The 21,052-nt window shown below is 69.3% G+C and carries 22 protein-coding genes; 7 read left to right on the forward strand and 15 right to left on the reverse strand.

Annotation, left to right across the window (positions count from 1 at the left end; genetic code table 11):
- Positions 1-5: 5 nt before the first annotated feature.
- Both CTB96_RS02545 and CTB96_RS02550 read right to left on the reverse strand, forming a co-directional pair.
- The gene (locus CTB96_RS02545; RefSeq protein WP_110125346.1) at positions 6-557 is read right to left on the reverse strand and encodes a cysteine hydrolase family protein; all 552 of its coding nucleotides are present in this window, start codon (positions 555-557) and stop codon (positions 6-8) included.
- Positions 554-946, reverse strand: coding sequence for a winged helix-turn-helix transcriptional regulator (locus CTB96_RS02550; RefSeq protein ID WP_110125347.1), 393 nt, complete (start codon positions 944-946; stop codon positions 554-556). Before CTB96_RS02550 ends, CTB96_RS02545 begins: the two co-directional genes overlap by 4 nt.
- 108 nt (positions 947-1,054) lie before the next feature.
- On the opposite strand from CTB96_RS02550, the gene CTB96_RS02555 reads away from it, so the two are divergent.
- The 5 genes from CTB96_RS02555 to CTB96_RS02575 all read left to right on the forward strand — a co-directional run bounded on the left by CTB96_RS02555 (position 1,055) and on the right by CTB96_RS02575 (position 4,955).
- Positions 1,055-1,459, forward strand: a complete 405-nt coding sequence (locus CTB96_RS02555) for a TOBE domain-containing protein (protein ID WP_110125348.1) — start codon at positions 1,055-1,057, stop codon at positions 1,457-1,459.
- Positions 1,456-2,265 carry a molybdate ABC transporter substrate-binding protein gene (gene modA / locus CTB96_RS02560; protein WP_110125892.1) on the forward strand — a complete coding sequence of 270 codons (810 nt, stop codon included), beginning with the start codon at positions 1,456-1,458 and terminating at the stop codon, positions 2,263-2,265. The genes CTB96_RS02555 and modA overlap by 4 nt, the downstream gene beginning before the upstream one ends.
- A gap of 4 nt (positions 2,266-2,269) precedes the next feature.
- The gene (locus CTB96_RS02565; RefSeq protein ID WP_110125349.1) at positions 2,270-3,088 is read left to right on the forward strand and encodes an ABC transporter permease; all 819 of its coding nucleotides are present in this window, start codon (positions 2,270-2,272) and stop codon (positions 3,086-3,088) included.
- A complete protein-coding gene (locus tag CTB96_RS02570) occupies positions 3,085-4,182 on the forward strand; it encodes a sulfate/molybdate ABC transporter ATP-binding protein (protein ID WP_110125350.1) in 1,098 nt (365 codons plus the stop codon). The genes CTB96_RS02565 and CTB96_RS02570 overlap by 4 nt, the downstream gene beginning before the upstream one ends.
- Positions 4,183-4,445: 263 nt before the next feature.
- Positions 4,446-4,955, forward strand: a complete 510-nt coding sequence (locus tag CTB96_RS02575; RefSeq protein ID WP_110125351.1) for a CarD family transcriptional regulator — start codon at positions 4,446-4,448, stop codon at positions 4,953-4,955.
- On the opposite strand, the gene CTB96_RS02580 is transcribed toward CTB96_RS02575, so the two are convergent.
- The 4 genes from CTB96_RS02580 to CTB96_RS02595 all read right to left on the reverse strand — a co-directional run bounded on the left by CTB96_RS02580 (position 4,956) and on the right by CTB96_RS02595 (position 8,626).
- Positions 4,956-5,456, reverse strand: coding sequence for a hypothetical protein (locus CTB96_RS02580; protein ID WP_110125352.1), 501 nt, complete (start codon positions 5,454-5,456; stop codon positions 4,956-4,958).
- 149 nt (positions 5,457-5,605) lie between these two features.
- Positions 5,606-6,721: an EAL domain-containing protein gene (locus CTB96_RS02585; protein ID WP_345788773.1), complete on the reverse strand. Its 1,116-nt coding sequence runs from the start codon at positions 6,719-6,721 to the stop codon at positions 5,606-5,608.
- Positions 6,718-6,894, reverse strand: coding sequence for a DUF1059 domain-containing protein (locus tag CTB96_RS02590; protein ID WP_110125354.1), 177 nt, complete (start codon positions 6,892-6,894; stop codon positions 6,718-6,720). Before CTB96_RS02590 ends, CTB96_RS02585 begins: the two co-directional genes overlap by 4 nt.
- 94 nt (positions 6,895-6,988) lie before the next feature.
- Positions 6,989-8,626 (reverse strand): peptide chain release factor 3, encoded by a 1,638-nt coding sequence (locus CTB96_RS02595; protein ID WP_219993198.1) that lies wholly within the window; start codon positions 8,624-8,626, stop codon positions 6,989-6,991.
- A gap of 267 nt (positions 8,627-8,893) precedes the next feature.
- Here CTB96_RS02595 and CTB96_RS02600 point away from each other — a divergent pair, with 267 nt between their 5' ends.
- Positions 8,894-9,847: an ROK family protein gene (locus CTB96_RS02600; RefSeq protein ID WP_110125355.1), complete on the forward strand. Its 954-nt coding sequence runs from the start codon at positions 8,894-8,896 to the stop codon at positions 9,845-9,847.
- A gap of 194 nt (positions 9,848-10,041) precedes the next feature.
- Here the strand turns inward: CTB96_RS02600 and CTB96_RS02605 are convergent, their stop codons facing one another.
- The 9 genes from CTB96_RS02605 to CTB96_RS02645 form a co-directional block, all read right to left on the reverse strand.
- Complete coding sequence (locus tag CTB96_RS02605) at positions 10,042-11,571, reverse strand: glycoside hydrolase family 3 protein (protein WP_110125356.1); 1,530 nt, start codon at positions 11,569-11,571, stop codon at positions 10,042-10,044.
- On the reverse strand, positions 11,568-12,443 hold the full coding sequence (locus CTB96_RS02610; RefSeq protein ID WP_110125894.1) for a carbohydrate ABC transporter permease: 876 nt from the start codon (positions 12,441-12,443) through the stop codon (positions 11,568-11,570). Before CTB96_RS02610 ends, CTB96_RS02605 begins: the two co-directional genes overlap by 4 nt.
- 77 nt (positions 12,444-12,520) lie before the next feature.
- Positions 12,521-13,474 carry a carbohydrate ABC transporter permease gene (locus CTB96_RS02615; protein ID WP_248283181.1) on the reverse strand — a complete coding sequence of 318 codons (954 nt, stop codon included), beginning with the start codon at positions 13,472-13,474 and terminating at the stop codon, positions 12,521-12,523.
- 78 nt (positions 13,475-13,552) lie between these two features.
- The gene (locus CTB96_RS02620; protein WP_110125357.1) at positions 13,553-14,905 is read right to left on the reverse strand and encodes an extracellular solute-binding protein; all 1,353 of its coding nucleotides are present in this window, start codon (positions 14,903-14,905) and stop codon (positions 13,553-13,555) included.
- A 68-nt stretch (positions 14,906-14,973) separates the two neighbouring features.
- Entirely contained in the window at positions 14,974-16,149 is a 1,176-nt protein-coding gene (locus CTB96_RS02625; protein WP_181397106.1) for an ROK family transcriptional regulator, read from the reverse strand.
- A gap of 129 nt (positions 16,150-16,278) precedes the next feature.
- Positions 16,279-17,025 (reverse strand): nucleoside/nucleotide kinase family protein, encoded by a 747-nt coding sequence (locus CTB96_RS02630; RefSeq protein WP_110125358.1) that lies wholly within the window; start codon positions 17,023-17,025, stop codon positions 16,279-16,281.
- Positions 17,026-17,074: 49 nt separating this feature from the next.
- Complete coding sequence (locus CTB96_RS02635) at positions 17,075-17,662, reverse strand: small multidrug efflux protein (RefSeq protein ID WP_110125359.1); 588 nt, start codon at positions 17,660-17,662, stop codon at positions 17,075-17,077.
- A gap of 111 nt (positions 17,663-17,773) precedes the next feature.
- Positions 17,774-18,481 (reverse strand): GOLPH3/VPS74 family protein, encoded by a 708-nt coding sequence (locus tag CTB96_RS02640; protein ID WP_110125360.1) that lies wholly within the window; start codon positions 18,479-18,481, stop codon positions 17,774-17,776.
- Positions 18,478-19,317, reverse strand: a complete 840-nt coding sequence (locus CTB96_RS02645) for a helix-turn-helix domain-containing protein (protein WP_110125361.1) — start codon at positions 19,315-19,317, stop codon at positions 18,478-18,480. The genes CTB96_RS02640 and CTB96_RS02645 overlap by 4 nt, the downstream gene beginning before the upstream one ends.
- A 394-nt stretch (positions 19,318-19,711) precedes the next feature.
- Between CTB96_RS02645 and CTB96_RS02650 the strand changes: the two genes are divergently transcribed.
- Complete coding sequence (locus CTB96_RS02650; protein WP_110125897.1) at positions 19,712-21,052, forward strand: DUF6421 family protein; 1,341 nt, start codon at positions 19,712-19,714, stop codon at positions 21,050-21,052.

The following is a 21,052-nucleotide window of genomic DNA, read 5'->3' on the forward strand; positions in this document are numbered from 1 at the left end:
CGGCGTCAGGCGAGGAGGGCGATGATCTCCGCGGTCGTTCCGGTCTGCCCCAGGGCCGGGAAGACACCGGCCACACTCTTCTCGTGCGCCTCTGCGCTGCGGTCGGTGATCGCGTCGACGGCAATCGCCACGCTGTAGCCGAGGTCGTAGGCGTCGCGCGCGGTGGACTCCACGCCGAAGCTGGTGGCGATGCCGGCGAGCACGAGCTGGGTGATGCCGCGCTCGGTGAGCAGGGCGTGCAGGTCGGTGCCGGCGAACGCACTCCAGGTGGCCCGGGTGATCGTGAGATCACTCGGCTGCTGGTCCAGCCCGGGCACCAGCGCGCTGAACGCGCCCGGGAATTCCCGGGCGCCCTCGCCGTACTGGGTGCGTCCGGCGGGAGTGCCGTCGACGTTGGCGAGCACAACGGGCAGGCCCTGGGCGCGGAAGGCGCCGAGCAGGTCATTGGCCCTGGCGACGATGTCGTCGGCCGGATGCGCGGTGGGAGCACCGAGTGTTCCGGCCTGCAGGTCGATCACGATCAGGGCGGCCGTGTGGTCGAGCGCGGTGACAGTCACGAATGTTCTCCTTGGGGTGGTGGGGCGGTTTGGTGATGCGCGATGATGCCGGGAAGTTGGTCGTGGATCGTGTTGATGAGGTCGCGCACGCTGCGGGCGATCGGCCGGCCGAGGTCGGTGAGGGCGTAGTCGACCCGCAGCGGGATCGTGGGGTGCGGCGTGCGGGAGACCAGGCCGTGCGCCTCGAGCCGTTGCAGCGTTTGCACCAGCATCCGGTCAGAGATTCCGCGCACCGCCCGGGCCAGTTCGGCGAAGCGCAGCGGCCCGTCGATCAGTGCCGCCAGGGTGAGCGCACCCCACCGCCCGGTCGAGTGCTCGAGAACGCTGCGCGAGGCGTCATCCGAGTCGGCCGCATCCGAGGGCCCGGCGTGCAGGCGGCCAGGTGTCATGGCAACAGGCTAGATGCATTCCGGTACTTACGCAAAGTAAGCACTGATGTCGTGAATGCGGAACGAACGCATGTTCAACTCCGTGAAAACGGTTATAGAGTAACCTTCATGCCTCAGATACGGATAAAAGACGCCGCGGCCTTTTTGAGCGTGAGCGACGACACCGTGCGCCGCTGGATCGACAACGGCACCTTGCCGAGTTCCAAGGACGCCTCGTCGCGCACCGTCGTCGACGGTCTGGCGCTGGCGCAGCTGGCCCGCAAGAACGCGGTGCTGCCCGAGGACCCGTCCGAGATCGGCCGATCCGCCCGCAACCGGTTCGTCGGCCTGGTGACCGACATCGTCATGGACAAGGTGATGGCCCAGGTCGAGATCCAGTGCGGACCACACCGGGTCGTGTCGCTCATGAGCAGCGAAGCCGTGCGCGAGCTCGGCCTCGAGCTCGGCTCCGTCGCCATCGCCGTGGTCAAGGCCACCACCGTCATCGTCGAAACCCCCTCCGGAAAGCTCTGATCGTGCCCCGCACCTCCCCCTCCGGCCGTGTCGTCGCGCTCATCGGTCTGGCCGCGCTCGTGCTGACCGGATGCGCCACCGCCACCCCCGCCGCATCCACCCCCACTCCGTCTGCCTCGGCCGCCGCCCTCGACGGCGACATCACCGTCTTCGCCGCGGCCTCGCTTAAGGCCACCTTCACCGAGCTGGCCGCCTCGTTCGAGGCCGAGAACCCGGGCACCACCGTGGCCCTGAACTTCGCCGGCTCGTCGGACCTGGTCACCCAGATCATCGAGGGCGCTCCCGCCGACGTTTTCGCCTCCGCCGACACCAAGAACATGACCAAGCTCACCGATGAGTCCTTGGCCGCGGGCGACCCGGTCGACTTCGCCACCAACGTGCTCGAGATCGCGGTGCCGCCGGGCAACCCGGCCGGCATCGTCGACTTCGCCGACCTGGCCAGCCCCGACGTGAAGCTCGTCGTCTGCGCCCCGGAGGTGCCCTGCGGTTCCGCCACCGCCACCGTGGCAGCCGCCGCCGACCTCACCCTCACTCCGGTGAGCGAAGAGTCCTCGGTCACCGATGTTCTCGGCAAGGTCACCTCGGGCGAAGCGGATGCCGGCCTGGTCTACGTCACCGACGTCACGGCCGCGGGCGACGCGGTCGAGGGCATCGATTTCGCAGAGTCCGCGGAGGCCGTGAACACCTACCCGATCGTGGCGCTGAAGGATTCGGCATCCGCGGACGTGGCCCAGGCCTTCGTCGACTACATCACCGGCGGCGCGGGTGCCGACGTGCTGCAGACCGCGGGCTTCGGGGCGCCGTAGCTCCATGAGGCCGGTCTCGGGCAGCTACTCCGGGGTGCCCCGCTGGGTCATCGCGCTCGCCGCCGTGGGCGCGGCGTTTGTGTTGCTTCCGCTGGCGGCGATGGTGCTGCGGGTGAACTGGGCGGAGTTCGTGCCACTGGTCACCTCGGAATCCTCGGTCGCCGCCCTGCTCCTCAGCCTGCGCACCTCCCTCGCCGCCACCGCGCTCTGCGTGGTCTTCGGCGTTCCGATGGCGCTGGTTTTGGCCCGCACCGACTTCTGGGGGCAGAAGATCCTCCGCTCCCTGGTGCTGCTTCCCCTCGTGCTGCCGCCGGTCGTGGGCGGCATCGCGCTGCTCTACACCTTCGGCCGGCGCGGCCTGTTGGGGCAGACCTTCGGGCTGCTCGGCATCGAAATCGCCTTTTCCACCACCGCGGTGGTGATCGCGCAGACCTTCGTGGCGCTGCCGTTCCTGGTGCTCAGCCTCGAGGGCGCGCTCCGCACGGTGGGCACTCGGTATGAAGCGATCGGCGCCACGCTCGGCGCCAGCCCCACCACGGTGCTGCGCCGCATCACCCTGCCGCTGGTGCTGCCGGCCGTGCTCTCCGGCGCCGTGCTGTCGTTCGCCCGCGCGCTCGGCGAGTTCGGCGCCACGCTCACCTTCGCCGGCAGCCTGCAGGGCACCACCCGCACCCTGCCGTTGGAGATCTACCTGCAGCGCGAGACCGATCCAGACACCGCCGTCGCGCTGTCCCTGCTGCTGGTGGTGGTGGCGATCGTCATCGTCACACTCGCGCACCGCACCGGCGCCCCGTTCCGCCGCACGACCGGGGCAGACTCGTGACCTTCACCCTCGACCTGCACGTCGCCGAGCGCGACGTGACGCTGCACCTGGAGGTGGCCGCGGGCGAGACCGTCGCCGTGCTCGGCCCCAACGGTGCCGGCAAGTCCACCCTGTTGGGCGTGATCGCCGGGCTGGTACGGCCCGACAGCGGACGGGCCGAACTGAACGGCACCGTCTTGTTCGACCTGCCCGCCACCGGCGACCGCCGCTCGGTGTGGCGGCCGCCGCATCAGCGATCGGTGTCGCTCCTGGCGCAAGACGCACTGCTGTTCCCGCACCTGAGCGTGCTCGAGAACGTGGCTTTCGGGCCCCGCGGCGCCGGCGTGCCCGCGAGCCAGGCCCGCGAAACCGCGACCGGGTGGCTACGCGAGGTGGATGCCGAGGGGCTCGCGGGCCGGCGCCCGGCCGAGCTCTCCGGCGGGCAGGCCCAGCGGATCGCGGTGGCGCGGGCGCTCGCATCCGACCCCGGCCTCTTACTGCTCGACGAACCGCTCGCTGCCCTGGACATCGCGGTCGCGCCGGCAGTACGGCGGATGCTGCGCCGGGTGCTCGCCGATCGCAGCGCGGTGATCGTGACCCACGATGTGCTCGACGCCTATACCCTCGCCGACCGGGTGGTGATCATCGAGAACGGCCGGATCGTCGATGAAGGCACTCCGGCGGAGGTGTTCGACCGGCCGCGCAGCGCGTTCGCGGCCGGGCTGGCCGGGCTCAACCTGATCACCGGTACCCGTCGGGGCAACACGCTCGTCGCGGATGCCTTCACGAGCATCGGAATCGACGGCGGGTTGCACGGGTCCGGCATCGACGCGGCGGAGGGCGCACCGCTGTCACTGGCCGTGCGGCCGGCCGCGGTCTCCGTCTCGGCCGACAGGCCGACCGATCCGACGCTCATCAACGTGCGCGCCGAGCTGATCGACCTCGAACCGCGCGGCGACTTCGTGCGGGTGCGCAGCCTGCTGCTGTCGGCCGACGTCAGCCCGAAGCAGGCCGCCGAGCTGGATCCCGCCGTGGGGTCACCGGTCTGGTTCTCGTTCCCGTCGACCGCTGCCACGGTATTCCCGAGCGTTCGTTCCACCCGGCTTTCCTCTTAGGTGGGGGCTCTCCGGCGCCTGGCGAAGCTGTGAATACAACGCCAATCCTGGGTTTTCCGCGCCCGGCAGGGCGAAATCGCACGGCATAATGACGAGGTCGATCTCGCAGGAACTCGAAACCCCGTCGTACACGAGGGCAACGATTCCCGTGCAATTATTCGCCAGCCGAGAGGCTGTGAGTGGTTCCGCCGTCCGAGAAGCCGCTCCCCGGAGCGGGTTCCGCGATGCCGAGTCAGGCATTCACGAACACCTCGAGGTGACGAATGACCTTCTCCGAAGGCAAGACCGTAGTCCATCCCATCCACGGCCCCGGCCAGGTGCTCTCGCTGAGTTCGCGTTCTGTGCGCGGCCGGGCCGAGCCCTATGTGAGCCTGTACTTCGCCGAGAACCGGTTGCGCATCAGCCTGCCGGTCGCGGCGGCCGCAGACATCGGCATCCGCCAGGTGCTCACCCCGAGCGCCGCCGAGGAGATCTTCGACGCCCTGCGCGCGCCGAGCATTGCCCTGCCCACGATGTTCGCCCGGCGCATGAAGGAACTGCAGGAGTTACTCTCCCGCGGCACCGTCGAGCACGGGGCTATCGTCGTGCGGGAACTGGAGCGGAAGGACCCGGAGCGCCGCTCGATGGGCGAGCGGCAGATTCTGAAGGGAGCGAAGAACCGGCTGGCCGGCGAACTCGCCCTGGCCCTGGAGCAGCCGATCGAAGCGGTCATCCAGCTGATCGAAGCGGCGGCGACCGACGTTCCCGCAGAAGCTGAGCCGGCTGCCGCCTAGCTAACGCTCCGCGGCTGACTGGAGATCCCGCACCAGCCGCGGGGTGCGCCACTGGCCCACCAGCCCGAACCAGCGGGCAACGGGGTACGACAGGCGCACCACGAAGTAGTTGAGGTACTCAACCACCCCGAACGCCCAGATCGCCAGCAGCACGATCGCGAGCCAGGGCTCGCCGGGCCACCACACGACAATGCCGCACAGGCCGGCCAGGAGCAGCACCGGATCGAGCAGGCGGAAGGATCGGTACAGCGCTGCGATCGGCCGTGGCATCCGGGCCCGTTCGACCCAGCCGCGGGCCAGCATCCAGTAGACGCCGGCCTGCAGAAGCACGACCAGCAGCGGGATGAGTGCACACCACAACGCCCAGACCTGGGTCGGCGAGTTCAGCCGCGGCGCGACCATCCCGGTGGCGACAATCCCGAACGTTGCGGTCGCGGCCAGCTCACCCCAGCCCAGGTTCAGGTAGGCCCGCCTCAGGGCAACACGCCGGTCAGTGCTCACCCAGGCAGGTTAGCCGAGGTCGTGCAGTCATTCGGTCAGAACGGTGTGACACCTCTGCGAACGCCACCCAGGACTGATCGGCCCGACCAGCCTGTCGGCGGGCGGGGTGACGCTAGCCGGTCGCGCACCTCGTCGATCAGCCCGGACTGTCAGCGCACGGCGGTGGTGATGAGCCGTTCCAGTCGCACGATGCCGGCGTAGCGGCCGGCGTTGTCGGTGACGATCAGCGGGTCATAGCGGTGCGTGCTGTCGCGGGTGATCGCGCGCAGCAGGGCATCCCGAACCGGGGTGTCGAGATTCACCCGCACGGCGTCGGTGGTGACCCCGAGGTGGGCGCTCTCGCCGTCCAATACCGAGACCGGGCGACCGTGATGGTCTATGAGCACCACGGTGCGCACCCCCGCGTGCTCAGTGAAAATCCTCGCCGCCGACGCCACGGACTCCACGGCGGGGGCGACGTCGAGCAGGTCGCGCACCACGGGACCGGGCTGCGGCGCCGCGACGGTCCGCAGCGGCTTGGGCAGGGCGGGCCACGCAGGCCCGGGCCGGGCAAGGTAGTAGCCCTGCGCGAGCGGCACCCCGAGTGCGGTGATGGTGTCGTACTCTGCCTCGGTCTCGATGCCCTCCGCCAACACCCAGGCGTCGATCCGCCCGGCGAAGGTGCCGATCATCTCCACGAGGGCCCGTTTCGCTTCGTCGGTGTCGATGCCCGCGATGAGGTCCCGGTCGAGCTTGATCAGCGCCGGCTTGAGCGCGAGCAGGCGCGACAGCCCGGCGTAGCCCGAGCCGAGGTCGTCAACGGCGATGAGGCCGCCGGCACCCCGGATGGCGTCGAGGTCGGGCTCAAGATCGGCGGCGGAGTCGATGGCGGACTGTTCGGTGAGCTCGACGAACACGCCCTGCAGGTCGGGGTGATCTCTCCACACGGCCCGGATGACGTCCTGCCGGAGCACGTGTGGTGAGACGTTCACGGTGAGGAAGCAGTTGGCCGGGATCGAGGCGCGGTCGGCGAGGACCGCCCGCAGGCAGCGCGCCTCGATCTGGGCGGACCGGTCCGCGGCGCGGGCCCGGGCGAACAGGTCCTCCACGCTGATCCCGGCGGGCATCTCGAATCGGGCCAGGCCCTCGTAGCCCACCACGATCCCGCGGGCGGTGTCCACGATCGGCTGGAACGCGGCCGACACCCCGATTCCAGCACTGACCGCGTCCAGCAGGTCGCTCCACTGCTCGGCCGAGAGCGGTGCGGCGGAGAGCGGTGTCGTCAGGAGACGACCACGATCCGGTCCGTGACGCTCTGGGCCAGTTCGGCGCTCACCGCGTGGATGCCGTGAACGGCACTGGCGTGCTGGGCCACCATGACGAGGATCTCGTCATCGGTGGAACTGACCCAGCTCGCCGTGCAACCGGGCACCACATCTCCGCACGCAAATGACTTCATGACGCTCTCCCCCTGTCGTCGTCGCCGTTAGGCAACTCCATGATTCCGTATGCTTCCGAGTGTAGTTCGGCGGCGAGGCGATCTCGGATTGGCGCTAGTAGCGCACCTCGTCGACCGGACCGCCGCCGGCGAGGTCTTCGAGCAGCAGTTCGGGGTGGTCGCGCACGGTGTTGCGCAGCCGCCACGGGGTGCTGAACAGGGCCAGCAGGGTGCCGTCGCTGCGGCGCAGCACCTCCACCTGGCGGTCGTGCCCGAGGATCAGCGCGCTTTCCTTGTCGGTGCGGCGGGCCAGCTGGTAGGGCAGCACGTCGCTGCGGATGGCGGCGCCGAAGTCGTGCGACATCCGTTCTTCGACGACCTCGAACTGCATCGGGCCCACGGCGCCGAGCACCGGAGCCTGGTCGCCGCGGAGGTCGGAGCGCATCACCTGGATGACGCCCTCGTGGTCGAGCTGGTCGATGCCGCGGCGGAACTGCTTGTGCTTGCTGGTATCGGCGGGGCGCACTGCGCGGAAGTGCGCGGGCGCGAACATCGGCAGTGGCGGGAAGGTGACGGCGGGGGCGCCCTCGTGGATCGAGTCGCCCACCCGCAGCGCGGAGGCGTTGACCAGGCCGACGATGTCGCCCGGCCAGGCCTCCTCGGCCACTTCGCGGTCCTTGCCGAACAGCTGCTGGGCGTACTTGGTGGCGAACGGCCGGCCGGTGGCGGAGTGGGTGACCACCATGCCGCGGCGGAACTGACCCGAGCAGACCCGCACGAAGGCGACGTAGTCGCGGTGCGAGGAGTTCATGCCGGACTGCACCTTGAAGACGAAGCCGGAGAACGGGCTGGTCACGGCACGGTGGCCGCCCTCGGCGTCGAGGCGCGCCTCGGCGGGCGGCGCGAAGTCCACCAGGGTGTCGAGGATGTGCTGTACACCGAAGTTGAGCACCGCGGCGGAGAACAGCACCGGGGTGGTGACGCCGCCGAGGAACGACTCCTCGTCGTGGTTCTGGCCTTCCTCGGCGAGCAGTTCGGATTCCTCGGCGGCGGCGACCCAGGCGTCGCCCTCTGCGGCGGCGGCTTCTTCGGCCGTGGTGCGCTCGGAGTCGGCACGGGTGGCGCCACCGGCGGTGCGGTTGAAGCGGATGAAGTCGCTGCTGTCTTGCTCGATCACGCCGCGGAAGTCACCCGCGATGCCCACCGGCCAGGTGAGCGGGGTGGGGATCAGGCCCGTGCGGGTGCGGATCTCGTCCATCAGGTCGAGCGCAGCGGAGCCGGGGCGGTCCCACTTGTTGATCACGGTGATGACGGGCAAGCCGCGCTGCTTGCAGACCTCGAAGAGCTTCATAGTCTGCACCTCGAGGCCCTTGCTGGCGTCGACGAGCATCACTGCGGCATCCACCGCGGAGAGCACCCGGAAGGTGTCCTCGGAGAAGTCGGCGTGGCCGGGGGTGTCGACGAGGTTGATCACGCTGTCGCGGTATTCGAACTGGATGGCGGCGGAGGTGATCGAGATGCCGCGCTCCTGTTCCATGGTCATCCAGTCGGAGACGGTGCCGCGGCGGCCGGCCTTGCCGTGCGTGGCACCGGCGGTGGTGATCGCGTGAGCGTGCAGCAGCAGGGCCTCGGTGAGTGTGGACTTACCGGCGTCGGGGTGGGAGATGACGGCGAAGGTGCGCCGGCGGAGTGCCTGAGCCTCGACCTCTTTCGGAGACACTTCGGCGCCCGGGGTCACGGTTGATTCAGCCACTTGCTACGTTTCCTGCTTCTATTCGTCTGTCACTGCGCAACACCTGCGCCACATCTACGTCTGTTGTGCGTACCGCTCACGCGCACGCGTCCTTCAAACCTAACCTGCGCAGCCACCCGGCTGCTCCCCGGGTAATTGTTACCATCCTTTACAAACATGCGAGCAACATGGGATAATCTCCTCACAGGCAGTTGACGATCAGCACTTATGAACTCTTGGCCGGTTACTTGCCCCGCCACACTCGCCTACCGCTGAGGAGCCCCTGCCATGACCCTGACGTCGGTGGTCGACCAGGCGCTTCCGCTGGGCAACGGGCCGGCCGTGATCGCGGTCGACGTGGGTGGCACCGACACCAAGGCGGCGCTGTTCGACGAAGCCGGCCGGATGCTCGGCCTCAGCCGCACCCCCACCCCGCACGACGGCGCGGGGACAGCCCTGGCGGTCGTGACCCGGGTGCAGGAACTCACCCGGCAGTTCGCCGCGGACTTTCCCGCGGTGCGCCCGCAGGCGGTGGGCCTACTCGCCCCCGGCGTGGTGGACGACGAGGCCGGCGTGGGTGTTCTGTCGGCAAACCTGCACTGGTCGAACGTGCCGTTCAAGCAGCTCACCGAAGACCTCGTGCGCCTGCCCACGACCTTCTCGCACGACGTGCGAGCCGCCGGCGAGGCCGAATTCCGGCTCGGCGCCGCCCGCCCGTTCCAGAATGTGGTGGTGCTGGTGATCGGCACCGGCATCGCCGGGTCACTGTTCATCAACGGCCACGCGCACGCCGGCGGCGGCTACGCCGGCGAGATCGGCCACTCCATCGTTGCTCCGGATGGCCCGCTGTGCGGCTGCGGTGCCCGTGGCTGCCTGGAGAGCATCGCTTCGGCCGGCGCTCTGGTGCGGCGCTACACCGAGCTCACCGGCATCCGCCCGAGCGGCGCCCGCGAGGTGTTGGCCCTGGCCCAGTCCGGCGATGCCGCGGCGGCGGCGATCTGGAGCGACGCCCTCGATGCCCTCGCCCTCAGCATCGCCCAGCTCGCCGCCGTGCTCGCACCGGAAGCGGTCGTGATCGGTGGCGGACTGGCGCAAGCGGGCGACCGCCTCTTCGTTCCGGTGCGCGAGCGGGTGCATGCCCTGCTGAGCTTCCACCGCCGCCCGGAGATTCTGCCGGCGTCGATCGGCGAGAACGCCGGCCTGCTGGGCGGCGCCCTCCGCGCCCGCGACCTCGTCAGCTGAGCGCTCACCGCACGTCGTGCACCCCGCCCCGCCCGGCCCACCTCGTTCACTGCACCTCGTATGGCGGACTGAGCCCGCTATAGCGGGCTCACCGACCCACAGGGGGCGCACCGACCCACAGGGGGCGCACCGAGCCGCAGCAGGCGCACAACCTCCGCTCGCGCAGCCCGCGTGACCCCGTAGCCGACGTGAATCTACGCCGGCACGGGCGCGAGAAGCTCGAGCAGGGCTCGCCCGGCCAGCCGGGAGGCCCCGTAGGTGGCGATGTCTGCGTAGGCGAGGTCGTCCGACGGCCAGCCCATGTCCACCACGAGAACGTCCTGGCGGTCGGCCCGCAGGGCATCGACCAGGGTTCGCACGAAGGGATGCCGGTGGTTGTCTTTGCCGATCACCAGAACACGTGCCGAATCGGGCAGCACCAGCTCGGCGGTGTCACCGGCCGCCCGGCTGACCAGGTGCTGGGCGCGCCACCTCGTGGCGAGGTCGGAGTCCGGGTGCGCATCCGCCTCGGCGAAGGGCCCCCACGGGGCGCCGCCCACGGCGATGTTCGACTCGGTGTCGAGGCGCACCACCGAGAAACTGCCTCGTGCCGCCGCGAGCCAGGCGGCTGCCCGGGCATTCCCAGCAAAGGAGGCCCGGATGCGGGCGGTGTCGAAGCTCGGCTCGGTCGCGACCTGCGCGTCCGCCGGAATCGGGGTGGCCCGGGTGGCGGCCAGAGTGCCTTCGGCCAGGCGGTGCACGCGGGCGGCGGCATCCGCGAGCCGGGTCGGCGGCAGCGTGCCGGCGGCCACCGCGGCCAGCACCGCGGCCTCGATCTCGTCCAGTTGTTCTGCGGTGTTCTCGGTGCCGATGCAGAGCAGGTCGCAGCCGGCGGCGAGGGCGGCCGCGGTGGCTCCCGGGATTCCGAGGGTGCCGCTCGCGCCCGCCATGTCGAGCGCGTCGCTCACGATCACTCCGTCGAAGCCCAGTTCGCTGCGGAGCAGCCCGCCGAGCACGGCAGCGGAGAGCGTGGCCGGGTTGGCCTGGTCGATCTGGGGCAGCAGGATGTGCGAGGTCATCACGGTCGTCGCGCCGGCGGCGATCGCGGCGCGGAAGGGCACCAGCTCGCGTTGCCGCAGTGTCGCCAGCGGCACGTCCACCACGGGCATGGCCAGGTGCGAATCGAGCGCCGTGTCACCGTGGCCGGGGAAATGCTTGGGGCAAGCGGCGACGCCGGTGGATTGCAGCCCGCGCACCCAGGCGGCGGAGTGCAGGCCGACGCGCTCGGGGTCGGTGCCGAAGCTGCGCACGCCGATCACGGGGTTGTCCGGGTTGGAGTTGACGTCGGTGTCGGGCGCGAAGGTGAGCGTGCAGCCCGCCTTGCGTAGCTCCCAGCCGACCTGGCGGCCCACCTCTTCGGTGTAGTCGACGTCGTCGATGCGGCCGAGGATGGCATTGCCGGGGTACGGCGAGCCGGTGGAGAAGTAGAGCCGGGTGACGTCGCCGCCCTCCTCGTCGATCGCGATGACCGCGTGCGGGTTGGCCGCGAGGATCGCACCGGTCAGCTCCCGCAGCTGGCCGAGCGAGGCGATGTTCTGCCCGAACAGGCACACGGCGCCGAGTCCGTTCCGCAGGCGCTCCTCCAGCCAGCGTGGCAGCTCGGTGCCCACGAAGCCCGGCATCAGCGTCGACCGGATGTGGCGGCGCAGCACGGTTTGGTCGGTCGCGGGCTCGCGCTCACTCATCCCTTGACCGCCCCGCTGACCAGCCCGCTGGTCATGCGGCCCTGCACGAAGAGGAAGAAGATGATCACCGGGATGGCCACCAGGGTCGACGCCGCCATCACCTGGCCCCAGTCGGTGGCCCGGCTGGCGCTGGCCTGGATGAAGCCGCGAAGCCACAGCGGCAGGGTCTGGCTGGAGTTGTCCTGCAGCAGCACCAGCGCCACCGTGAACTCGTTCCAGGCCTGCAGGAACGCGTACACCCCGGAGGCGACCAGCCCGGGCGCCAGCAGCGGAAAGGTGATGCGCAGGAACGCCTGGGTGCGGCTCAGCCCGTCGATCATGGCCGCCTCCTCGAGGTCGGCCGGCACACCGGCGACGAAACCGCGCAGCATCCAGATCGTGAACGGCACCACGGCGGCGATGTAGATCACGCTCACGCCCACGATCGAGTTGAGCAGGTTGAGACTGCCCATCAGCTTGTACTGGGCAATGAAGAGCCCTTCGGCGGGCAACATCTGGATGAGCAGCACGGCCAGCACGAACGCCTTGCGGCCGCGGAACCGGAACCGGCTGATCGCCAGGGCGCCGAGGAAGGCGAAGAACAGGCAGAACACCACGGTGATCACGGCGATCGCGGTGCTCATACCCAAGGCGGGCAGAAAGGTGCCGCCGGAGTACACGGCGACGAAGTTGTCGAACGAGCCGCCGAACGGCAGCCAGGTGGGGGTGGTGCTCTGCAGCACCACGTTCGGCAGCAGCGCCGAGTTGAGCATCCAGTACACCGGGAACGCCCAGATCAGGGCGACCACGATGCCGACCACGCCGAGCACGATCCGTACCGGGCGGATGCGGTGGCGGCCGATGCGAGCATCCGGTCGCTGCGCCGGCGGCATTGTGGGTGCCGGCTGGGCGCCGCCCGGGCGGGCACTGGTTGGCCGGGCGGCGGCGCCGGTGGAGTCCACTGTCGAGGTCATGAGTCGTCCTCCTTGAGCATGCTGCGCACGTAGAACCAGCTCAGCGCCACGGTGAGCACGAGCACGAAGATCGACACGGCGCTGGCCATGGCGAAGTCACTCGAGCCCACGCCAAGTTGGTAGATATAGGTACCGAGCAGGTTGGTCTCCGAGGCGATCGAGCCGGCATCCTGCAGCAGCCGGATCTGGGTGAACACCCGCAGGTCCCAGATCACCTGCAGCAACAGGATGATGGCGAGCACCGGCCGGATGATCGGCACGATGATGAACCGCAGCCGTTGGGATAGCCCGGCCCCGTCGAGTTGGGCGGCCTCGAGCACCTCGGTGGAGACCTGGGTGAGGCCGGCGTAGATGGAGAACGCCACGAACGGCACGCTCATCCAGACCACGATCACCATGGCGATGAAGAAGAACGACAGCGGGGTGGCCAGCCAGTTGTGGTTCTGGAAGTCCAGACCGAGACCGGTGAGCACCGAGTTGAGCACGCCGCGGCGCCAGTCGATCAGCCAGTTCCAGACCGTCATCGCCGCCACGACGGGCATCGCCCAGGCGAGCAGCATCGAGATCTGCAGGGTGATGCGCACCGCGCTGTGCACGGCGTCCATCAGCAGTGCCATCAGGGTGCCGATGGCCATGGTGACCCCGGCGGTGATCAGGCAGAAGGCCAGAGACCTGGCCACCACCGTCCACATGTACGGGTCGGTGAACAGGGTCACGTAGTTGTCGAACCAGACGAACTCCGGCGGCTGCCCGAACTGCTGGGCGAGCCCGAACTTCTGCATCGAGGTGATGAACTGCCAGACCAGCGGGTAGCCCAGAGCCAGAATCAGGATGCCGATGGCCGGCACGATCAACAGGTACGGCGTCGACCTGCCCTTCTTGCGCGGCCGGGGCTGCCGGGGCGGGCGAGGCGCGGCAGCCGGGGCCAGCACGGGGTTCTGTGTTGTCACGCCGCTCTCCTTCGGTTGTTCTGGTGGGCGGGCCCGACCACCGGTAAGAGTGGTCGGGCCCGGGCCGATCGGTGGCGGCTATTCGCCGTTCAGCATCGGGGTGAGCTTCTCGTCATACTCCTCCGCGAGGGCCTTGAGGTCACTGGCGCCCTCGATCTTGCTGAAGAACTCCTCCATCACCATCGAGCCTTCCACCGTGGCCCAGCCCGGCGCGGCCGGGGTGAGCTTCGAGTTCGAGGCCGATTCGATCAGGGCCGTCGCGAACTGGTCGTCGCCGAGCGAGTCGACGTAGTCGCTGTTCGCCGGGCCCAGGCCGTTGGTGCCGAGCATGGTCTGGTAGTCCTCCGAGAAGATGATCTTCAGCAGGCTCTTGGCCAGTTCGGGGTTCTTGCTCGTGGCCGAGATGCCGATGTTCGAGCCGCCGGCAAAGACCGGGGCGGGCTTGCCGTCGTTGCCCGGCAGGGCGAAGACGGCGTTCTTGGTGTCGTCCCAGGTGCGGGTGGGCTTGCCATCGGCATCCGTGCCCAGCGTGCCGATCGACCAGTGCGCCCAGGTGGGCGCCATGATCGTCGCGGCGGAGAGCGAGGTGCTCGCCGTGACCGCGCCTTCGGCGTCCTTGATCTCGTCACTGTCGTTGAGGTAGATGTACTGGTTGCTGTCCTTGGCGTCGTTGGGCGCGTTGGAGGCGGACTTGTACAGCTCCTGCAGTTGGGCGAGGCCGACGAGGGTGTTCTCCGACGCGAGCGTCGAGGTCCAGGTGCCGTCCTTCACCGTGGCGAGCTCGCCGTCGTTGGCGAAGATCCAGGAGATGCCGTTGCGCCAGTCCTGACCGCCGAGGTAGAACCCGGAGAAGTCCGGGATGTTGAGCGGGTTGGCCGCGTTGATGGCGGCGACGCCGGCGTTGAATTCGTCGAGCGTGGTGGGCAGTGCCACCCCGGCGGCGGCCCAGACGTCGGCCCGGGTGAACACCGCGCGGGAGCCGAAGTAGTACGGCAACGCATAGTTCTTGTCGCCCACCTTGCCTGCATCGACGAAGGACTGCAGCAGTTTGTCGCCACCGAGCTCGTCGTACATATCGGTGATGTCCAGGAACGCCCCGACGTTGGTGAAGGTGGAGGACTGGGTGTTGCCCAGCTCAGTCACGTCCGGGGTGTTGTTCGCGTCGGGCAGCGAGGTGGTCAGCTTGGTGACCAGGTCTCCCCAGTCCTGCTGCTGGATGTCGAGCGTCGCGCCGGTCTCCTTGTTGAACTCGGTCTTGAGGTAGTCGCGCAGTTCGTCGGGGGTGTCACCGCCGGCGAGCCACAGCGTGATGGTCTTGCCGCTGTTGTCGGCGGCGGTGTCGGTGCTTTCGTTGGCATCAGACGAGCATCCTGCCAACACGAGGGCGGAGGCGGTGGCCAACGCGGCGAGAGCGACGAGCTTTCTCTTCATGAGATCTTCCTTTCGTGAGTGCCGACGTTGGCGGGTGCCACATCGTTGGTGCAGGTGAATCGCTCGAGTCAGGAAACCCCGAGTTGCGCGGAGAGAACCATGACGGCCGCGCCGCGCAGAACGATGTCCTCGCCCTGCGCGGTCATGCGCAGGGTGAGTTCGCCGGTCTCGGTGGCCATCGTGCGGGAGAGGATGGTCTCGACGGTGGCGGCGGAGAGCACGCCGTCGAGCAGTTCGGGTGGGCCGCTCAGAACGATCTCGAGCAGGTTGAGCGCGCCGACGACGGGCGCCAGGATGATGCCCAGGCGCCGGCCGGCTTCGGTGAGAATCTGGTCGGTGGCGAGTTCTGCCTGCTCAGGCGTGGCGGCGGTGTCGGTGGCGGCCTGGATGGCGCTGGTCAGCCGGGGCACCGACAGCCAGGCTTCGAGGCAGCCGGACTTGCCGCAGGCGCAGAGCGGGCCGTCGTCGGTGCCGACGACCACATGGCCGATCTCACCGGCGGCGAATCGCTCGCCGAAGATCGCGCGGCCGCCCATGAGTAGGCCGGCGCCGACGCCGTGGCCGACCTTGACCAGCAGCAGGTCGTGGTCGGCGCCGCCGAAGCTGTGCTCGGCGAGCACCGCGGCGTTGGCGTCGTTGACCACCCGGACGGGCAGGCCGGTGGCGTCCTGCAGCCGGGCCTGCAACGGCTCGTCCCGCCAACCGAGGTTGGGGGCGTTGCGCACGACACCGGCCCGGTCGACGATGCCGGGGGAACCGACGCCGACGCCGAGGATGGGGGCGGTGGCCCCGGCGATCACCTGGCGGAGCAGCGCGGCGACCTTCTCGTAGGCGGCCTCGCCGCGGGCTCCGGACAATTCGACGCCCGAGCTCGACAACACGGCGCCGTCGAGGCTGAGCACGGCACCCCGCAACCGGGTGTGACCGGACAGGTCGAGGGTGACGATCTGGAAGGCGACCCGGTTGATGTCCAGCAGCGTGGCGGGCTTACCCGGCCGGGGCTCCTGGCGCTGGCCGAGTTCGATCACCAGGTTCTCCCCCATCAGCTCGCTGATCAGGTCGCTCACCGTCACCCGGGTGAGACCGGTCTCGCGGGCCAGGTCGGCGCGGCTCTGCAGGCCGGTGCGGTAGAGGGTCTGCAGCACCAGGGTGCGGTTGTTCAGGCGGATGTGCTCGGGCAGGACCTTCGCGGTGGGGCGAAGGGCACGGTCCTGGATCATCCGCGGGGCGCCGGTGGCTGTCATGTTTGTTAGTAAATCTTACGAACTAAATGTGCGCAAGGGAGAACAAACTATTCGTCGGGTTGTTTACCAATTCGTAACGCGCCCGCAGTTGTGTTGCCGGCATGCGTCGAGATGCACCCCGGCCGGGGGTCAGCTCGGCTGGGTTCTCTCCCGCGAGTTGCCCACCTGCGGACCACTTGCCCCGGTAGGCGGGGGCAACTCGACCGCAGGTGGGCAACTCGGCGGACGGGCGGCCGAGGTCGCCCCGGAGACCACCAGATCGGCCCGCACCCGGGTCGCCTCGATCAGGATCGCGTTGGCGCCATCCACCGAGCTCGCCCAAGCGCGCGCAGCCTCGGGGCTGCGCCCGTGCCGGGTGTGCCGGTCGACCAGCCGGGTGAGCCGTTCGTCGGCCGCTGTCGCGCAGAACCAGGACTCGGCGAGGAGGCTCGGGATTCTGTTCCACGGTTCCTGGTCGACGAGCAGGTAGTTGCCCTCCACGATCACGATCTCGGCGCCGGCCGGGATCGCGACCTCTCCGGCGATGCCCTCGTCCACGGTGCGTTCGAAGCTCGGCGCGTACACGGTGTGGTCCCGCTCCTCGAGCACGCGGCCCAGTAGCGCCACGAATCCCCAGCCGTCGAAGGTATCGATGGCTCCCTTGCGGTCGTGGATCCCCAGTCGGTCGAGGGTGGCGTTGGCGAGGTGGAACCCGTCCATCGGCAGGTACACCGCCCGGGAGCCACCGTCGTTCAGGCGCTGCACCAGTTCTTTCGCCAGCGTGGTCTTCCCCGCACCGGGGCTGCCCGTGATGCCCACGATGATGCGGCCGTTCCCGGCCAGCAGGCCGAGTGCCCGCTGCGCGAGGTCGTCCAGGGTGTCTGCGGCACTCTCCATACGACAACTATCCTGCCTGGCGGAGGCTTCGGGCACCCGGCCGGGCCGGTCAGCCGGTGATGACGGTGAGGATCCCCGTCGCGGCGGCGGTGACCAGTCCGGTCCAGAGCACGATCGCGATGACCTGCCAGAGAATCACCCAGCTCTTGTTGACGCCTGAGGCCACCAGGGTGGCCGCAGTGAGCTGGGTCGGCAGCGCGAACGGGGCGATGAGACTCGCGCCCGGCACACCGAAACGCACGATCCAGCGACGCAGCCGCTGCCGACCCTTCGACGGTTCGGGCTCGGCCGGCACAGCCAGGCCGGCTTCCTCCGGAGCGGACAGACCGCTACCCGCGCCTGCCGCGACCGGCACCCCCGCGGCCCGCACGGCAGTCCTGCGGCTCAACCGGCGGGCGACGGCGGCCGTGCGGATGCGCGAGCTGAGCAGAACGACCAACACGACGCAGATGATGTTGCCTGTCGCGCCCGCCAGCCCGGCGATGACCGGATGCACGCCGGCGATCACGCCGATCGCGGCCGACCCCTCGCCCTCGATGTAGGGGATGGCGCCGGCGACGGCGATGAGCAGTGGTTGCAGGAGGTCAGGCACCTGGCCGACGAATTCCTGGAAGCCCTCGTAGGGGTTGTTGGACATGGCTGTCTCCTTCGATGTGGTGGTGCGCCGTGCGGCGCCAGGGCGGCGCGCGCGGCAGGGCATGACTGATCGGTCCGGCGTCGGGGCGACGCCGGCGAGTGGTGTTGAGGGTCAGTTGCCGCGGGCGGCGCTGACGACGGCCAGGCTGGCGGCGGTAGAGATGGCCGTCACGGTGCGGGCCACGGCCTCGCCGGCGGCCGCGGCACCCCAGTCGCCGGCCTCGAGTTCCTTGCCGCGGGTGTAGACCGCGCCGGACCAGGGGATGTCGGCGTGCAGGGCGGGCAGGCTGCCGCTGGCGGAGAGCAGCGCCGCCAGCACCGCGGTGCGCGTGTCGGGCTCGGCGCCGTCAACCAGAACAGAACGCACCGCGCCGACGAGTTCCGCCCGACGGGGCGTGCCTCCGTCCCGCAGGGCCGTAGTGGGGAAAAGTCCGAGCACCTTGCGATTCTCACGACGGATGTCGCCACGCTCGACCAGCCGGTCGAGCAACTGCTGACGGAGAGGCGGACCGATCTCGGCCAAGAGCGTCTGCACCCCACGCGGCTTGCGGGCGAGCCGCTGCCAGATCTCGCCCAGCAGGGGGTCCGATGGCGGGCTCCCCGCGATCGCGCGCACCTTGCGGCCGAGCAGCGCGGGCTCGTCGACCTCCACGTGCGAGCGCAGGGCGAGGTCGGTGAGCATCGCGCCCGCCAGGGGGTAGAACAGGGTTCCTTCGCCCGCGATAGTTCCCGACGTCGGGGCGAACAGCAGCAACAAGAGGTCCTCAGCGATCAGTGAGGTTCCGGTCGTGGAGGCACCTGGGCCGGTCGGTGCGGTCATCGTCTCCTCCATTCGTCGGGGTGGCGCAGGGTCGTCGGCCGGGCGGCCGGATCGGCGCCGGCGTCATCGCGGGCGGCCGCCTCGAGCACGGCGGCCTCGAGCACTTCGAGGTCTTCGGTCTTGTCCTGAGCGATGAGGCTCGCGCGGTAGAGCACCTCGAGCTGGGCCTTGTTGTACAGCTCCCACAAGGCCTGGGTGACCGTGCTCTCGGCACTCGCCGCCCCTCCGGGGGAATGCGCCGCGGAATCGCCGAGCCCGGGGTACTTCTCGAACTGCACCCGCATCGCCGGCGCGAGGTCGTCGGCGAGCTGTTTACGAGTGGCCAGGTCGGCATCGGCCGGCAGAGCTTCGAACGCGGTGTCGGCATCCGTGCGCTTTTCCTCCTGCATCAGCTGGCGCAGCTCGTCGATCCAGGTCTCGTCGAAGACCCGGGAGTAGATCGTGAGCATTGATTTGTCTTCGGTGGTGAGCTCGTCGGCGAAGGCGCTGAACGCGACCGGCAGGTCGACCGGGGCGCGGTAGCGCAGGATCACGGCTAGTTCGGCCCGCACCCGCTGGAGCCGCTCGATGGTTGCCGCCAACTCGACATCGAGCAAGCGGATGGCCTCGTCGGGCTCCTGGTCGGCCCGCCCCATCGATGCGACCTGGGAGAGCGGAACACCGAGGTCGACGAGCCGCTTGATCTGCAGGAGTCGCACCAGGTGCGACACTTCGTACTGTTTGTAGCCGTTCGACCGCCGCTCCGGCAGGTCCAGCAGCCCGATCTCGTGATAATGCCGCACGGCCTTGACGGTGGTGCCGGCCAGGTCGGCCAGTTGCCGCGTGCTCCACGCCATGGTCTGCTCCTTTCGAACGGCCGGCGGAACCGCCGGCAACTACAAGTACAGACCATGCCCCTGGGGCACAGTCAAGGGCGCGTTCACCGATGGCCAGACCGCCCCGCGGTGGCCAGCGCTGCGACCCGGCGGCCCCATCTCGGGGGATACTCAGGACTCCCCTGCCGACACGGCGGTATTCAGCGTCGAACCCGGTCAAATCGGCGATTCGCGGCGCTCGGCCGCATGAAAACGCCGCCAACCCCCGGTTACGCTGGTGCGACGCACGCGACTGTGCGTTCAACCGTCGCCAGCGCCCTCGCGCCAGCGGCATTCACGAGGACGGGAGGTTCCCATGTCGAATTACATTGCAGATGCACTGGTCGGTGAGCCCGAGGTTCTCGAAGACACCCGCATGGGCAGTGCCGCCGACCTCACCGGGTCGCCCGCGTGGCTCAGGCTCAAGCAGGCAGCCACCGCCCTGCAGACCGTGCAGGCGCAGGACGGCTCGATCCCCGAGGCCGACGCGCACGCGGATGCAGAGCGCTCCGTCGCCGAGATCACCGCGGCGATCAGCGAGCTGGCGCCGCAGTTCGCCCACGACGCCGCCTACCTCGATGCCCTGGTGGCCGACTTCGATCGCTGGGTCGCCGGCGGCTTCGGCGTGCCCGACTTCTACGACGCACTGATGGCGTTCCACCCCGAACACCACCGGGTGAACGGCATACGGCACCTCGTGGTGTTCCCGATGTACACCCAGAACGGCAGCGCCAACCGGCTGGTGGAGGCGGTGCTGATCGAGGTGCTCTGGCCGGAGTTCGTGGCCGAGCTGGAACTCGAGTACACCAACAAACTGTTCGTGCCCATCCGCTTTCTCGACTTCACGGCCGGCTACGACACCAACTCGGCGGTGCTGTTCCCCGAGACCGTGGCGATGCGGCAGATCCCCACCTTCACCTGGGGCGCGATCTTCGCCGACCGGGAGGCCGCCAGGTTCCGCCGGGTGGTGCGCGCGGCGGCCGAGATCACCCGGCTGGAGCTGCCCGCGGAGGCCGCGGCGTTGCTGGAGGACCAGCACCTCACCGAAGAGACCTTCGTGATGTGGGACCTCATTCACGACCGCACCCACATGCGCGGCGACCTGCCGTTCGACCCGTTCATGATCAAGCAGCGGATGCCGTTCTTCCTCTACTCCCTCGAGGAGCTGCGCTGCGACCTCACCGCGTTCCGCGAATCGGTGAAGATCGAACGCGACGACACCGCGAGCCCGGAGGCCCGCCGGCACGCGAAGCTGATGCAGTACGCGGTGATCTTCGACCGCATTTTCCGGTTCGCCATCACCGGCACGAGGGTGCGCAACTACGACGGCCTGGGCGGGCAGCTGCTGTTCGCCTGGCTGCACCAGCACCATGTGCTGCACTGGACCGACACGGCGCTCTCGTTCGATTGGGAGGCCGTGCCCGACGTGGTCATCGCTCTCGGTGCAGAGATCGACGAGCTCTACTGGGCGTCGATCGACCGGCCGAAGAAGGCGCACTGGCTGGCCGCCTACGAGATGCTCACCCAGACGCTCACACCCAACCCGGCGTCGGTGTGGGCGGGCGGGTTGCCGCTCGAGGTGCTCGCCGGGGCGCCGAAGGGGTACACCGACCTCGTGCTCGACGACGAGTTCCCGCTCTCGATGTTCTTTGAGGCGCTCGACAAGAAGATGAAACCCGTCATCGAGTCGACCGTGGGCATCACGGCGGATGCCTAG

The sequence above is a fragment of the Cryobacterium arcticum genome (assembly GCF_003185895.1).
GTDB classification, from domain to species: domain Bacteria; phylum Actinomycetota; class Actinomycetes; order Actinomycetales; family Microbacteriaceae; genus Cryobacterium; species Cryobacterium arcticum.